The organism is Pseudomonas sp. Irchel 3E19, from assembly GCF_900187585.1.
Taxonomy (GTDB): domain Bacteria; phylum Pseudomonadota; class Gammaproteobacteria; order Pseudomonadales; family Pseudomonadaceae; genus Aquipseudomonas; species Aquipseudomonas baetica.
Map to the genome: position 1 here is coordinate 1 of NZ_FYDT01000022.1, position 13,370 is coordinate 13,370.

The window sequence follows — 13,370 nt, forward strand, 5'->3', positions numbered from 1 at the left end:
GGGCTGGAGCACGATCTACATCACAGGCAAAAAGCCTAAGGAGCTGCACGGCTTCCAAATCCCTCCCTCGATGATCAGTCGAGAACTATCGCTCCTGATGGAGCGATAGTCGAGATACAAGGAGCTGTCGAGTGAAACGAGGCTGCGATCGTTTGATCTCGTCTTTTTAAAAGCAAGATCAAAAGATCGCAGCGTGCCGCAGCTCCTACATGGATGCCGTCGTCAGTTCAGGCTGTCTTGCAGATGGCTGCGCAGTACCTGCAATTCCGCTTGCAGATTCTGCAGGCGCTCCAGAGTGAAGCCGCTGGCGCCGAGAATGCATTGCGGAACGGTCTTGGCCTTTTCTTTCAGCGCCCGACCCTGGGCCGTCAGTTCGACAATTACAACTCGCTCATCCTCTCGGCTGCGGGTGCGGCTGAGCAAGCCTTCACCTTCCAGCCGCTTGAGCAGTGGCGTCAGCGACCCCGGATCCGTCAGCAGCCGAGCGCTGATTTCTCCTACCGTCAAACCATCCTTCTCCCACAGCACCATCATCGCCAGATACTGCGGATAGGTCAGGCCCAGCGCTTGCAGCAATGGTTTGTAGACCTTGGTCAGCATCAATGAAGTGGAGTGCAGGGCGAAGCAGGCCTGATTATCCAGCAGCAGGTCTTCGCAGTGGTCGGTAGTGTTGCGGTCGGTGGTCATGTGTAAACCTTGATCAGTGATGCTCATGAATCTAGCGCTCGAATCTTTAATGCGCCAGATAAATATCCCGCCGTTAGTGGCGGCCCAAGTCCCTTTGCAGGGCCAGATCCCACGGCGGCACCGGGCTGAAGCGAGTCTTGAGGTACTCCAGCAACAAGCGGCTGCGTGAGTGGGGTTGCTGCTCCATCCGCAAGGCGTAAATGCCAGTAGTCTCCGGTTCCGGCAGTCCGTTTTCACAAAACAACGGCAACAATTCGCCGCGCAGCAGGTATTCGCTGGCCAGCCAGGTTGGCAAGTGGGCGATACCCAGACCGGCCAAAGCGCCGCATACCAGCGCTTCGGCGTTGTTGGCGCTCATGCGGATGCGCGCGGGGCGATGCAGCTGCATCTGGCCGTCCTGCTTAAAGCGCCAGGCGAACGGCGGGGCGAGACCGTCCCAATCCAGACCGTCATGTTCGCTCAACTGCGCAGGATGATTCGGTACTCCGCGACGCTTGAGGTAGTCGGGACTCGCGCAAGCGATACGTACCATGCTCGCCAGTGGAGTGGCGACCAGTCGGGTATCGGCCATTTGTCCGGCGCGCAGCACCAGATCAACCTTGCCCAGATTCGAGCCGTGCATGTCGACGAAGCTGTCAATCAGGTGCAACTGCACATCGAGCCCCGGATACAACACCAGAAAGTCGGCAATCACCGGTGCCAGGTGTCGGCGCCCGAATGCGGCCGGCGCATCGATGCGGATCAGGCCTTCCGGCGCACTGCTCAGGGACACCGCTTCGGCCCGGGCCAGTTGCAATTCGGCGACGATCCGCCGCGCCCGTTCGGCAAAGGCCAGACCGGCCGGCGTGGCGCGCACGGCGTGAGTGCTGCGGATGAACAGCTGACTGCCGACAGCGCTTTCCAGACTGTCGATGCGTCGCGCGACGGCAGACGGCGTCAGTGGATGAAGACGAGAGGCGGCAGAAAAGCTGCCGCTTTCCAGTACATCGAGAAACAGCCCGAGTTGCTCGGTTAACTGGTTGGGATTCATGTCGGTTCAGTGCTTGTGCGAAAGTGGCATAGCCATTGTGCGTTGCTGTGCGTTTCCCCGCCAGCCGCGACTGCGTAGGATGAATCGCCTGACGTAAGAGGAATTCGGCTGTGATGGAGTTTTTGTTGTATCTGCTGTTTGGTGCTGCCCTCGGCACACTCGGTGGCATCTTCGGTATCGGCGGCGGCTTGATCGCGATTCCGTTGCTTGGCGTGTGGTTTGGTCTCGATCAGCAGATCGCTCAAGGCACGGCGCTGGTGATGGTGGTGCCGAACGTGATGCTGGCGCTGTGGCGCTATCACCAGCGCAATCGCATCGAGCTGCGTCATGCGTTGCCGTTGGCGTCGATGGGCTTCTGCTTTGCGTGGATCGGTTCGATCTGGGCTGTGGGCATCGATGCGCAAACCATGCGCATCGGTTTCGTCGCGTTCCTGGTCGCGTTGTCGGCCTATAACCTGCTGAAGATGTTCGGCGAACGCCCGGCGCCGACGTCCGAGATGCGTTATTCCTGGCCATGGCTGGGTGTACTTGGCGCGGCGTCCGGGACCATGGGCGGCTTGTTTGGTGTCGGTGGAGCAGTGGTGGCGACGCCGGTGCTGACCAGCCTGTTCGGCACCAGCCAGGTCGTCGCCCAGGGGTTGTCGCTGGCGCTGGCATTGCCGAGCACCGGCGTGACATTGGTGACCTACGCGGTACACCACGAAGTGGACTGGATGATCGGCCTGCCGCTGGCCATCGGTGGACTGGCCAGCATCAGTTGGGGCGTGAAAGTCGCCCACGCCATGCCGGAAAAACGCCTGCGTGGGCTGTTCTGCGGCTTTCTGGTGCTGTGCGCGGTGATGCTCGCCTTTAAAGTTTGAAGCCTTCGACGATGTGCTCGGCCAGGCATTCGGTGATCGGCGACGGATTGTTCAGGTTGCGGATCAGCATGATGCTGGCCTCGGGCAACAGCGGCAAATCTTCGCCGGCACCGAGAATGCGCATGTCCGGGGTGATCAGGCTTTCCAGTTGCGCGGTGATCGCCAGACCCGCGCTCACCACCGCCATCAGCGCCGACAGGCTGGTGCTGTTGTAGGCGATACGGTAATCGCGGCCCATCGCGTCCAGCGCATTGCAGGCCCACAAGCGGCAGAAACAATCACTGTTGAACATCGCCAACGGCAGTGGCGTTTGCTCGTGGGCGCTGAAGTTTTGCGCTTCGGCCCAGACGAAGCGCTCCTTGCGCAGCAACTGGCCGATCTCGTTGCCCGGCTCGCGAGTGACGATCGACAGGTCCAGGTCGGTGCGTTGCAGAAGCTGTTTGGTCGACTCGCAATGCACTTCGATCTGGATCAGCGGATAGAACTGCGCGAATCGCGACAGAATCCCCGGCAGAAAGCGCATCACGTAGTCGTCAGGCGTGCCAATCCGCACCGTGCCGACCATGTGCGGCTCGCGCAGGGTGTTGAACACTTCACTGTGCAGCTTGAGGATGCGCCGCGCATAACCGAGCAGCACCTGGCCTTCGGCGGTCAGGCGCACCTGACGCCCGTCACGCTCAAACAATTGACGCTGCAACACGTCCTCTTCCAGACGCTTCATCTGCATGCTCACCGCCGATTGCGTGCGGTTGACCATCTCGCCGGCGCGGGTGAAACCGCCCTGATCGGCTATTGCGACAAAGGTGCGCAGGACATCGGTATCGATACTGGGGTAGGCCGACAATTGATGAATCTCCGTGATGCATGCCATCAGAAACATTCGTTGGATTGATCTTAGCGCTGGCGCGAGACTTGAGCCATCCACAAAGGAGGTCACACGATGAAAGGTCAAACAGAGTACGTAGACGAAAAAAAATATTCCGGCCAAGGCCACATGGTTTCCGACCTGCTGCACAAGTTTAGCCGCTGGTACGAACTGCACCGTGAGCGAGAGTTGCTTGCCAGTCTGAGCGACGAAGCGCTGAAGGACATTGGGGTCAGTCGTGCCGACGTTGAACACGAAGCCGTGCGTCCGTTCTGGGATGACCCGATGCATAAATGATGAGGCCATCGCTACACAAAACCTTCTGGACTGAGGTAGGTTGCGAGCAGACAAGGAGATGCTCATGCCCGCGACACTGTCCTTTTCCCTCAAACAGGCGCGACGTCTGGCGCTGGCTGTCCAAGGGTTCAACGGGCGCCAGCCGCCGAACGTCAACGCAGCTCACGTCAACCGGCTGATCGAACGGCTGGGCCTGCTGCAAATCGACTCCGTCAACGCCGTGGTGCGCTCGCACTACCTGCCGCTGTTTTCCCGTCTGGGTTCCTATTCTTCTGATTTGCTCGACCAGGCTGCCTGGAGTTCGGGGCGTCGTCGCACGTTGTTTGAGTATTGGGGGCATGAAGCATCGTTGCTGCCGATGTCGATGTACCCGTTGATGGGCTGGCGCATGCAACGGGCCAGAAATGGCAGAGACATTTATCAGCAACTGGCGAAGTTTGGTCTTGAACAGCAGGACGTTGTACGCCGGGTTTTAAGTGCGGTCGAAGAACGCGGTGCATTGGGCGCGGGCAGTTTGTCGACCCGCGAAGACAAGCCCGGTCAGTGGTGGGACTGGAGTGCTGAGAAGCATGCGCTGGAATGGCTATTCGCTGCCGGTGAGGTGACGGTGGCGGGGCGCCGTGGCTTTGAGCGTTTGTATGATTTGCCGGAGCGGGTGATTCCTGCATCAATCCTGCAGCAGGCATTGCCTGACGAGGCCGAGGCGCAGCGTGGTTTGTTGCTGCATGCGGCGCAGGCGTTGGGCGTCGGCACTGACAAGGATCTGCGCGATTACTTCCGCCTGAATCCGGGAGATGCGCGTCCGCGTCTGGCGGAACTGGTCGAGAACGGTCAGTTACAGACCTGCGAGGTAGCGGGCTGGCGGCAAATCGCCTATTGCCTGCCGGAACCGAAAATCCCTCGCAAAGTCCCGGCCAGTGCCTTGTTGTCACCCTTCGACTCGTTGATCTGGGAGCGCAGTCGCACCGAGCGGTTGTTTGATTTTCGCTATCGGCTGGAGATCTACACGCCGCAAGACAAGCGGGTTTATGGGTATTACGTGCTGCCGTTTTTGCACAACGAACGGATTGCGGCGCGGGTGGATTTGCGCGCCGAGCGGGCAGCAGGGCGGTTGGCGGTGCATGCGGTGCACGAGGAAGAGCCGGGGCTGGATGATGAGGGGATGTTGGCGCTGGCGTTGAGTTTGCAGCGGATGGCGGATTGGTTGGGGCTTGCGCGGGTGCAGCTCAATTGTCAGCGTGAGAGTGCGGGGCGGTTGCGGGTGGCATTGGCTCAAAGCGGTGGTGACTGAACAGACACCTTCGCGAGCAGGCTCGCTCCCACATTTGATTTGTGTACGACACAGATCCTGTGTGGGAGCGAGCCTGCTCGCGAAGGAGGCGACGCGGTTTAGCGGCGAACCTGCTTCAGGGTCTCAGCAATCAAAAACGCCAACTCCAGCGACTGGTCGGCATTCATCCGCGGATCACAGTGCGTGTGATAGCGATCAGACAACCCGTCTTCAGTAATCGGCCGCGCCCCACCGATGCACTCGGTGACATTCTGCCCAGTCATCTCGATGTGAATCCCGCCGGCATAACTGCCTTCAGCTTCGTGCACCTGGAAGAACTGCTTCACCTCGCCCAGGATCTGCGCGAAATCGCGGGTCTTGTAGCCGCTGCTGGCCTTGATGGTGTTGCCGTGCATCGGGTCGGAACTCCACAGCACCTGCTTGCCCTCGCGTTGCACCGCGCGGATCAGCGCCGGCAAGTGATCGCCGACCTTGTTCGCGCCCATCCGCGCGATCAGATTCAGGCGCCCAGGATCGTTGCTCGGGTTGAGCACGTCGATCAGGCGGATCAGGTCGTCCGGGTTCATGCTAGGGCCGACTTTCACGCCGATCGGGTTGTGCACCCCGCGCAGGAATTCGACATGCGCGCCGTCGAGCTGACGGGTGCGGTCGCCGATCCACAGCATGTGCGCCGAGCAATCGTAGTAATCGTTGGTCAGGCTGTCGCGACGCACGAAGGCTTCTTCGTAATTCAGCAGCAGCGCTTCGTGAGCGGTGAAGAAACTGGTTTCGCGCAGTTGCGGTGAGCTGTCCATGCCACAGGCGCGCATGAACGCCAGGGTTTCATCGATGCGGTCGGCCAGGTGGCTGTACTTCTCGGCCAGCGCGGAGTTGGCGATGAAATCGAGGTTCCACTTGTGCACCTGATGCAGATCGGCAAAGCCGCCCTGGGCGAAGGCGCGCAGCAGGTTCAGGGTCGCGGTGGACTGGTGATAGGACTGCAGCAAGCGCTCGGGATCCGGCACGCGGCTCTTTTCGTCGAAGCCGATGCCGTTGACGATGTCGCCACGGTAGGCGGGCAAGGTCACACCGTTGATGGTTTCGTCGTTGGCCGAACGCGGCTTGGCGAACTGGCCGGCCATGCGCCCGACCTTGACCACCGGGCAACCGGCGGCGAAGGTCATGACGATGGCCATCTGCAGCAACACTTTAAAAGTGTCGCGAATCTTTGCCGCGGAGAACTCGGCGAAGCTTTCCGCGCAATCGCCACCCTGCAGCAGGAATGCCCGGCCCTGAGTCACCTCGGCGAACTGACGGCGCAGTTCCCGCGCTTCGCCGGCAAACACCAGCGGCGGATAACTGGCCAGGGTTTGCTCGACCTGGCGCAGATGCGCGGCGTCGGGGTATTGGGGTTGTTGCTGGATCGGCAGGGCGCGCCAGCTGTCAGGGCTCCAGGGTTGGCTCATCACGGTCTCTAAGGTTCTACGCACGGAAGGCCATGGTATCAGCAAATTAGTGCGTGACCTGTTCCCGCCCCATCGCCGACAATCGCCGCTTTGCCACGGCGCCATAGCGGTGCCATCGCGTCACCGCGCCCGGTGACCATCAGGAGACGAAATGACTGAGGAGCGCGTCGAGCATCTGCTCGCCGAAGTACAGGATGAGTTCGGCGTGATTCGCGTGCTGGAAGTGGCCGATTACCGCTTTCTCGAGTTCGGCGATGCGATCGAGCAGAGCTGCGTGTTCACCGCCGACCCGAGCTGGCTGGAATACGACTACACCCGGGCGATGCTGATTGGCGCGTTGTGCCACGAGCACCCGGAAAGTGCGTTGTTCCTCGGCTTGGGCGCGGGCACGCTGACGCAGGCCTGCCTCAAGTTCCTGCCGCTGGAAGATGTCGAAGCCATCGAACTGCGCCCGGACGTGCCGCGTCTGGCCATTGAATACTTGGGGCTGGATGACGATCCGCGCCTGTACATTCGCGTCGGCGATGCCCTCGAACTGCTACCGAGCGCCGAGCCTGCGGATCTGATTTTTGTCGACCTCTATACCGATGTCGGGCCGGGTGTCGGGCATCTGGCCTGGAGTTTTCTTGGCGACTGTCAGAAACGCTTGAACTCGGGCGGCTGGCTGGTAATCAACCAATGGGCCACCGATGACGGCAAACCACTGGGGGCGGCGTTGTTGCGCGGCCTCTATCACCGGCATTACTGGGAACTGCCGGTGAAGGAGGGCAATGTGATTCTGATTGTGCCGGCGGATCTGGATCAGGCGCTGGACATGCAGGCGCTGACTGACCGGGCCGAAGCGCTGGCGCCGCAGTTGGGGTATTCGTTGCAGTCGTTGATCAAGGCGATTCGCCCGGCGACTTGAGTGGTCAGAAATGGCCCTCTTCGCGAGCAAGCCCGCTCCCACACTTGAAATGCATTCCAAATGTGGGAGCGGGCTTGCTCGCGAAGAGGGCCTGAAGAGCACCACACTTCTCAGATCCCTTTGAAGATGCCCGGGCGCCGTTCAACCAGCGACTTGATGCCTTCCTTGGCATCCTCACTACTCAGCAACTTTTTCACCAGCGCCGGCAACCCCTGCGCCGCCGCTGTCTCACCTTCGTATCGGGCCTGGCGGGCCGACATCAACGTCGCCTGCACCCCCAACGGCGCCTGTCGGGCAATTCGCTCAGCCAGTTCAATCGCCCGGGGCAGCAAGTCCTCGCTGGCCATCACCTCCTGCACCAAGCCCAGGCGCAGCGCATCGTGCGCGTCAAACTCATCCCCGGTCAGCAGCCAGCGCATGGCATTGCCCCATCCGGCCACCTGATGAAAACGCAAAGTCGCACCACCGAAAGGAAAGATCCCACGCTGCACTTCCATTTGCGCGAAGCGGGTATTGCTCGCACACAGGTTGATGTCAGCCGCCAGCATCAGCTCGATACCGATGGTCAGGCAATAACCCTGCGCCGCGACAATTACCGGTTTGCTCACCCGTGGCCCAACGAAAACACCCCAGGGATCGCAGCCGCCGGTCGGAACCCGCCAGCCTTGAGCGAGTGCGGCGCTTGCATTGAGCAGATCCAGACCGGCAGTAAAGTGCTCGCCATGGCCGAACACCACTGCCACCCGCGCCTCGCGATCCGCCTCGAATTCGCCGTAGGCCAGGCTCAGCTCATTGAGCAGGTCGAGGTCGAAAGCGTTGCGTTTGGCCGCTCGGTCCAGGCCAATCAGCAGGACATGGCCACGACGTTCACGGCTGACGCGGCCGGGGCAGGACTGATTCATGGATAAATCCTCGGGCGGGAAGGGTGGGTGCAGCGACCGTATGCCGCACATCGATGAATCGGTTAAGCGCCATCGCCCGCAGGGCCGGGCCTTTGAAAAATAGACCGTTGTGTCATTATCCGCAAAACCCCGTTACACAGCGGTGACACACGTATTCAGGCATTAAAAAAAGCTCCCTTTTCGGGCAAAATCCGGTATAGTGCGCGCCGGCCTTTAACCGGGCCGCGTTTAGGTAGCGCATTTTCCCGAAGTCAGCTTCGACTGCACGTCCGCACTGCGGGCTCTTCCTTGACGATTCTTTTTCATTCATTCGTTTTCGCAAATCCCCGCCGACAAAGCTGCCAGGGCGACTCTTGAGTCTCAACACGGCATGCGCAGCTTTGGAGCATGGGTCTTTGCGGATGCACTTAGAGGCAGACCCATGACCCAGGAAACCGGCGGATTCGCCGCTTTTAATCTTAACCCGAATATTCTTGCAGCCGTCGCAGCGACCGGCTACGAAGAGCCTTCGGCGATTCAGCAGCAATCGATCCCGATCATCATGGCCGGCCAGGACATGATTGGCCAGGCGCAAACCGGTACCGGTAAAACCGCCGCGTTCGCACTGCCTATTCTGCACCGCATCGATCCTGCCAAGCGCGAACCGCAAGCCCTGATCCTGGCGCCAACCCGAGAGTTGGCGCTGCAAGTAGCAACCGCTTTTGAAACCTACGCCAAGCAAATGCCGGGCGTTACCGTTGTGGCCGTTTACGGCGGCGCGCCGATGGGCCCGCAGCTCAAGGCTATCCGTAATGGCGCACAGATCGTTGTCGCTACCCCGGGTCGTCTGTGTGACCACCTGCGTCGCGACGAGAAAGTCCTGTCGACCGTGAACCACCTGGTTCTCGACGAAGCTGACGAAATGTTGAAGCTGGGCTTCATGGATGACCTGGAAGTCATCTTCAAGGCTCTGCCAGCGACCCGTCAGACCGTTTTGTTCTCGGCGACCCTGCCGCAGTCGATCCGCGCCATTGCCGAACGCCACCTGCGCGATCCGCAACACGTGAAGATCCAGACCAAGACCCAGACCGTTACCGCGATCGAACAGGCTCACCTGTTGGTTCACGCTGACCAGAAGACTTCGGCCGTTCTCAGCTTGCTGGAAGTGGAAGATTTCGACGCCCTGATCATGTTCGTGCGCACCAAGCAAGCGACCCTGGATCTGGCCAGCGCCCTCGACGCCAAAGGCTACAAAGCCGCTGCGCTGAACGGTGACATCGCCCAGAACCAGCGTGAGCGCGTGATCGACTCGCTCAAAGATGGCCGCCTGGACATCGTTGTGGCGACCGACGTTGCTGCTCGTGGTCTGGACGTTCCGCGCATCACCCACGTATTCAACGTGGACATGCCGTACGATCCGGAATCCTACGTTCACCGTATCGGCCGTACCGGCCGTGCCGGTCGCGAAGGCCGTGCGCTGCTGCTGGTGACTCCGCGTGAGCGCCGCATGCTGCAAGTGATCGAGCGTGTAACCGGTCAGAAAGTGGCTGAAGTTCGCCTGCCGGACGCTCAGGCTGTTCTCGATGCACGCATCAAGAAACTGACCAACAGCCTGTCGCCGCTGGTCGCTGATGCCGAATCGACTCACGGTGAACTGCTGGATCGTCTGACCGCTGACATCGGCTGCACCCCGCGTGCTCTGGCTGCTGCTCTGCTGCGCAAGGCCACCAATGGCCAAGCGCTGAACCTGGCTGCAATCGAGAAGGAACGTCCACTGGTGCCGAACAACGCACCGCGTGGCGACCGTCCTGAGCGTACCGGTGATCGTCCGGACCGTGGTGATCGCGAGCGTCGCGCGCCAATGCCTTTGGGCGAAGGCCGTGCCCGTTGCCGTACCGCGCTGGGTGCGCGTGACGGTATCGCCGCCAAGAACCTGCTGGGCGCCATCCTCAACGAAGGTGGTCTGGCCCGTGAAGCGATCGGTCGCATCCAGGTGCGTGACAGCTTCAGCCTCGTCGAGCTGCCGGAAGATGGTCTGGACAAACTCCTGACCAAGCTGAAGGACACTCGCGTTGCCGGTAAGCAGCTGAAGCTGCGTCGCTATCGCGAAGATTGATCTGCCCCTGGGCTGATTGATCGAACATAAAAAATCCCCGACTGGTTCGGGGATTTTTTTGCCTGTCTGAAAGATCGCAGCCTGTGGCAGCTCCTACACAGGGTGTACTCATTCCCCACTGTAGGAGCTGCCGAAGGCTGCGATCTTTTGATTCTGTCTTTAACCGAAACGATAGATATCCATACCCAGCGCACCCATCGTGAACCCCTTGTGCGCCACACTGAACTCACCCCCGGCTCCCCGGGCAAAATACAACGGCAACAAATGCTCATCACTCGGATGGCTGCGCACCGCGTTCGGCGCCTGCTGACGGTAGTCGTGCAGTGCGGCTTCATCACCCGTCGCCAGTTTATCGATTACCCAGTCACGGAACGCCCTTGCCCACGGCTCGACGCTCTCTGGGCCTGCATGCCAGTCCAGTTCACGCAGGTTGTGGGTGATGCTGCCAGAACCGATGAGCAGAATCCCCTGTTCACGCAGGCCTGCCAACGCCCGGCCAACACGGGTTTGCAGCGCCGGGCCAGCGCGACTCGGCAGTGAAACCTGCACCACTGGAATATCCGCCTGCGGGTACATCAGCGACAGCGGCACCCAGACGCCGTGATCGAACGGCCGTTGTGGGTCGAGGCGTGCAGGCAGGTTGTTGGTGGTCAGAAGGTCGGCGACCTCTGCCGCCAGTTGCGGATCGCCCGGGGCAGGGTACTGCACTTCAAACAGCGCCTTGGGGAACCCGCCGAAGTCGTGCCAGGTCTCGGGTTGCGCATCGCTGCTGACCAGCAACTCGTGGCTCTCCCAATGCGCGGAGACGATCACGATGGCTTTCGGTCTTGGCAGTTCGGCGGCCAGTCCTGCCAATGCCGGGCCGCTGGCGCCGGGCTCCAATGCCAGCATGGGTGAACCATGGGAAATAAACAGGCTGGGAAGCATGATGGGTTCCTGAGCGTTAAGATGGCTCATCTTCAGTCAGTTCATTGATCTAAATCTAATATAAGTTTTAACGCTTTTTGATCGAATTTTTAGGGGGATGCATGCAGCCTGAGTTTTGGCACAAGAAGTGGGCTTCGAACCAGATCGGCTTTCATTTACCTGAGGTGAACCCGCATCTACAGCGGCATTGGCCGGAGCTGCCACTCCCTGCGCAGGCGCGGGTGTTGGTTCCGTTGTGTGGGAAAAGTCTGGATTTGCTGTGGCTGGCCGGGCGTGGCCACCAGGTGCTCGGCGTCGAGTTGTCGGAAAAGGCCATTGAGGACTTTTTCAGCGAGCATCAGGTACAGCCGCAGATCAGCGACAAAGGCGCGTTCAAGGTCTACCGCAGCGACTCGATCGAGTTGTGGTGCGGTGATGTCTTCGCGCTGACCGCAGAGGATGTGGCGGATTGCACTGCCCTGTACGACCGGGCGGCGCTGATTGCCTTACCGCCGCCGATGCGTGAGCGCTATGCGGCGCATCTTCAGCAGATCCTGCCGCGTGGTGTGCAAGGGCTGTTGATCACGCTGGATTACGATCAAGCGCAGATGCCCGGGCCGCCGTTTGCAGTGGCGGATGATGAAGTGCAGCGGTTGCTGGGCGGTGGCTGGCAGATGCAGATGCTGGAAGAGCAGGATGTGCTGAGTGAGGGCGGGAAGTTTCTGCAGGCTGGGGTGACGCGGCTGGAGGAGCGGGTTTACCGTATTTCGTCTCGTTAGTTTGTGTTGGCTGTTCCGGCCTCATCGCTGGCAAGCCAGCTCCCACAGTGATCTGTGTCGTATCAGAGATCTAGAGATCATCACAAAACCCTGTGGGAGCTGGCTTGCCAGCGATGGGGTCAGTAGGAACAACCCAATTACATCGCCAACAAAAAAGGCCCGCATCACTGCGGGCCTTCTTGTTTTACGCCAGTCTGATCAACCGCGACGACGCAGGGCGTCGATACGCTCTTCCAGCGGCGGGTGGCTCATGAACATGCGGGCAAAGCCCTGTTTGATGCCACCGTTGATGCCAAAGGCATTCAGGGTGTCTGGCATGTGCACCGGCAGGCCCTGTTCGGCGCGCAGGCGTTGCAGCGCACCGATCATCGCGCTGGTGCCGGCCAGGCGTGCACCGGCTTCGTCGGCGCGGAATTCGCGTTTGCGCGAGAACCACATGACGATGGCGCTGGCGAGAATGCCCAGTACCAGCTCGGCGAAGATGGTTGCCACGTAATAGGCAATGCCCTGGCCCTCTTCGTTCTTGAAGATCACCTTGTCGACGAAGTTGCCGATGATCCGTGCAAAGAACATCACAAAGGTGTTCACCACGCCCTGGATCAGCGCCAGGGTGACCATGTCACCGTTGGCAACGTGGCCGATTTCGTGGGCCAGCACGGCTTTCACTTCATCGGGCGAGAATCGCTCGAGCAGGCCCTGGCTGACGGCGACCAGTGCGTCGTTCTTGTTCCAGCCGGTGGCGAACGCGTTCGCTTCGTAGGCCGGGAAAATACCGACTTCGGGCATCTTGATCCCGGCTTCACGGGACAATTGCTCGACCGTCTGCAGCAGCCATTGCTCATGCCGGGTACGTGGCTGGCTGATGATCTGGGTGCCGGTGCTCATCTTCGCCATCCACTTGGAGATGAACAGCGAGAACAGGGAGCCGGCGAAACCAAAGACCGCACAGAAAACCAGCAGCTGACTAAGGTCGAGATCAACCCCGTTGGCCGCCATGAACCCGTTGAAGCCGAACAGGCTCAGGGTGATGCTGGCTATCAGCACGACCGCCAGGTTAGTGGCCAAAAACAGCAGGATGCGCATCATGGTTGTAGAAATCTCCTCAAGCTAAAGATGTAGCGTACTGCGGGGTATATAAGGTGCTGCACCGGGCTATTCAACCGGGTGACTATTTCAAACTGTGTCCTACAGCCGATTCTTGGGTGCGCTCCCCGTTTCCCACGACAGACTCCGATACGTACGACGGACAGTCGCGACCCGTCGCCATTGCCTCAGGCGCAGGAAAACGGTACGAATCGCAAGTGTA

The 13,370-nt window shown here is 60.3% G+C and carries 13 protein-coding genes; 6 read left to right on the top strand and 7 right to left on the bottom strand.

The window, feature by feature from the left end:
* Positions 1 to 222: 222 nt before the first annotated feature.
* A complete protein-coding gene (locus tag CKW18_RS15350; protein ID WP_170947263.1) occupies positions 223 to 687 on the bottom strand; it encodes a MarR family winged helix-turn-helix transcriptional regulator in 465 nt (154 codons plus the stop codon).
* Between the two features lie 73 nt (positions 688 to 760).
* Positions 761 to 1,717, bottom strand: a complete 957-nt coding sequence (locus CKW18_RS15355) for a LysR family transcriptional regulator (RefSeq protein WP_095189567.1) — start codon at positions 1,715 to 1,717, stop codon at positions 761 to 763.
* Positions 1,718 to 1,827: 110 nt separating this feature from the next.
* On the opposite strand from CKW18_RS15355, the gene CKW18_RS15360 reads away from it, so the two are divergent.
* On the top strand, positions 1,828 to 2,577 hold the full coding sequence (locus CKW18_RS15360) for a sulfite exporter TauE/SafE family protein (protein WP_170947262.1): 750 nt from the start codon (positions 1,828 to 1,830) through the stop codon (positions 2,575 to 2,577).
* Here the strand turns inward: CKW18_RS15360 and CKW18_RS15365 are convergent.
* Positions 2,567 to 3,421, bottom strand: a complete 855-nt coding sequence (locus CKW18_RS15365) for a LysR substrate-binding domain-containing protein (RefSeq protein ID WP_170947264.1) — start codon at positions 3,419 to 3,421, stop codon at positions 2,567 to 2,569. The genes CKW18_RS15360 and CKW18_RS15365 overlap by 11 nt on opposite strands.
* A 96-nt stretch (positions 3,422 to 3,517) precedes the next feature.
* Here CKW18_RS15365 and CKW18_RS15370 point away from each other — a divergent pair, with 96 nt between their 5' ends.
* Entirely contained in the window at positions 3,518 to 3,739 is a 222-nt protein-coding gene (locus CKW18_RS15370) for a DUF1127 domain-containing protein (protein ID WP_095189570.1), read from the top strand.
* A gap of 64 nt (positions 3,740 to 3,803) precedes the next feature.
* Positions 3,804 to 5,030 (top strand): winged helix-turn-helix domain-containing protein, encoded by a 1,227-nt coding sequence (locus tag CKW18_RS15375; RefSeq protein ID WP_095189571.1) that lies wholly within the window; start codon positions 3,804 to 3,806, stop codon positions 5,028 to 5,030.
* A gap of 98 nt (positions 5,031 to 5,128) precedes the next feature.
* On the opposite strand, the gene CKW18_RS15380 is transcribed toward CKW18_RS15375, so the two are convergent.
* Entirely contained in the window at positions 5,129 to 6,475 is a 1,347-nt protein-coding gene (locus CKW18_RS15380) for a class II 3-deoxy-7-phosphoheptulonate synthase (protein WP_095189572.1), read from the bottom strand.
* A 151-nt stretch (positions 6,476 to 6,626) separates the two neighbouring features.
* Between CKW18_RS15380 and CKW18_RS15385 the strand changes: the two genes are divergently transcribed.
* Positions 6,627 to 7,382, top strand: a complete 756-nt coding sequence (locus tag CKW18_RS15385; RefSeq protein WP_095189573.1) for a spermidine synthase — start codon at positions 6,627 to 6,629, stop codon at positions 7,380 to 7,382.
* Between the two features lie 110 nt (positions 7,383 to 7,492).
* Here CKW18_RS15385 and CKW18_RS15390 read toward each other — a convergent pair whose 3' ends face one another.
* The gene (locus CKW18_RS15390) at positions 7,493 to 8,284 is read right to left on the bottom strand and encodes a crotonase/enoyl-CoA hydratase family protein (RefSeq protein WP_095189574.1); all 792 of its coding nucleotides are present in this window, start codon (positions 8,282 to 8,284) and stop codon (positions 7,493 to 7,495) included.
* A 421-nt stretch (positions 8,285 to 8,705) separates the two neighbouring features.
* On the opposite strand from CKW18_RS15390, the gene CKW18_RS15395 reads away from it, so the two are divergent.
* On the top strand, positions 8,706 to 10,379 hold the full coding sequence (locus CKW18_RS15395) for a DEAD/DEAH box helicase (protein ID WP_008088238.1): 1,674 nt from the start codon (positions 8,706 to 8,708) through the stop codon (positions 10,377 to 10,379).
* A gap of 159 nt (positions 10,380 to 10,538) precedes the next feature.
* Here CKW18_RS15395 and CKW18_RS15400 read toward each other — a convergent pair whose 3' ends face one another.
* Positions 10,539 to 11,306, bottom strand: coding sequence for a class III extradiol ring-cleavage dioxygenase (locus tag CKW18_RS15400; RefSeq protein WP_095189575.1), 768 nt, complete (start codon positions 11,304 to 11,306; stop codon positions 10,539 to 10,541).
* Between the two features lie 101 nt (positions 11,307 to 11,407).
* On the opposite strand from CKW18_RS15400, the gene CKW18_RS15405 reads away from it, so the two are divergent.
* Positions 11,408 to 12,064, top strand: coding sequence for a thiopurine S-methyltransferase (locus CKW18_RS15405; RefSeq protein ID WP_095189576.1), 657 nt, complete (start codon positions 11,408 to 11,410; stop codon positions 12,062 to 12,064).
* Between the two features lie 198 nt (positions 12,065 to 12,262).
* Here the strand turns inward: CKW18_RS15405 and htpX are convergent, their stop codons facing one another.
* Positions 12,263 to 13,150 (bottom strand): protease HtpX, encoded by an 888-nt coding sequence (gene htpX / locus CKW18_RS15410; protein ID WP_007908619.1) that lies wholly within the window; start codon positions 13,148 to 13,150, stop codon positions 12,263 to 12,265.
* Positions 13,151 to 13,370 lie beyond the last annotated feature (220 nt).

Coding starts and splice junctions, on each gene's coding strand:
- CKW18_RS15350 (WP_170947263.1), bottom strand. CDS start 687: ATGACCACCGACCGCAACACTACCGACCACTGCGAAGACCTGCTGCTG.
- CKW18_RS15385 (WP_095189573.1), top strand. CDS start 6,627: ATGACTGAGGAGCGCGTCGAGCATCTGCTCGCCGAAGTACAGGATGAG.
- CKW18_RS15370 (WP_095189570.1), top strand. CDS start 3,518: ATGAAAGGTCAAACAGAGTACGTAGACGAAAAAAAATATTCCGGCCAA.
- CKW18_RS15355 (WP_095189567.1), bottom strand. CDS start 1,717: ATGAATCCCAACCAGTTAACCGAGCAACTCGGGCTGTTTCTCGATGTA.
- CKW18_RS15400 (WP_095189575.1), bottom strand. CDS start 11,306: ATGCTTCCCAGCCTGTTTATTTCCCATGGTTCACCCATGCTGGCATTG.
- CKW18_RS15390 (WP_095189574.1), bottom strand. CDS start 8,284: ATGAATCAGTCCTGCCCCGGCCGCGTCAGCCGTGAACGTCGTGGCCAT.
- CKW18_RS15405 (WP_095189576.1), top strand. CDS start 11,408: ATGCAGCCTGAGTTTTGGCACAAGAAGTGGGCTTCGAACCAGATCGGC.
- CKW18_RS15395 (WP_008088238.1), top strand. CDS start 8,706: ATGACCCAGGAAACCGGCGGATTCGCCGCTTTTAATCTTAACCCGAAT.
- CKW18_RS15375 (WP_095189571.1), top strand. CDS start 3,804: ATGCCCGCGACACTGTCCTTTTCCCTCAAACAGGCGCGACGTCTGGCG.
- CKW18_RS15380 (WP_095189572.1), bottom strand. CDS start 6,475: ATGAGCCAACCCTGGAGCCCTGACAGCTGGCGCGCCCTGCCGATCCAG.
- htpX (WP_007908619.1), bottom strand. CDS start 13,150: ATGATGCGCATCCTGCTGTTTTTGGCCACTAACCTGGCGGTCGTGCTG.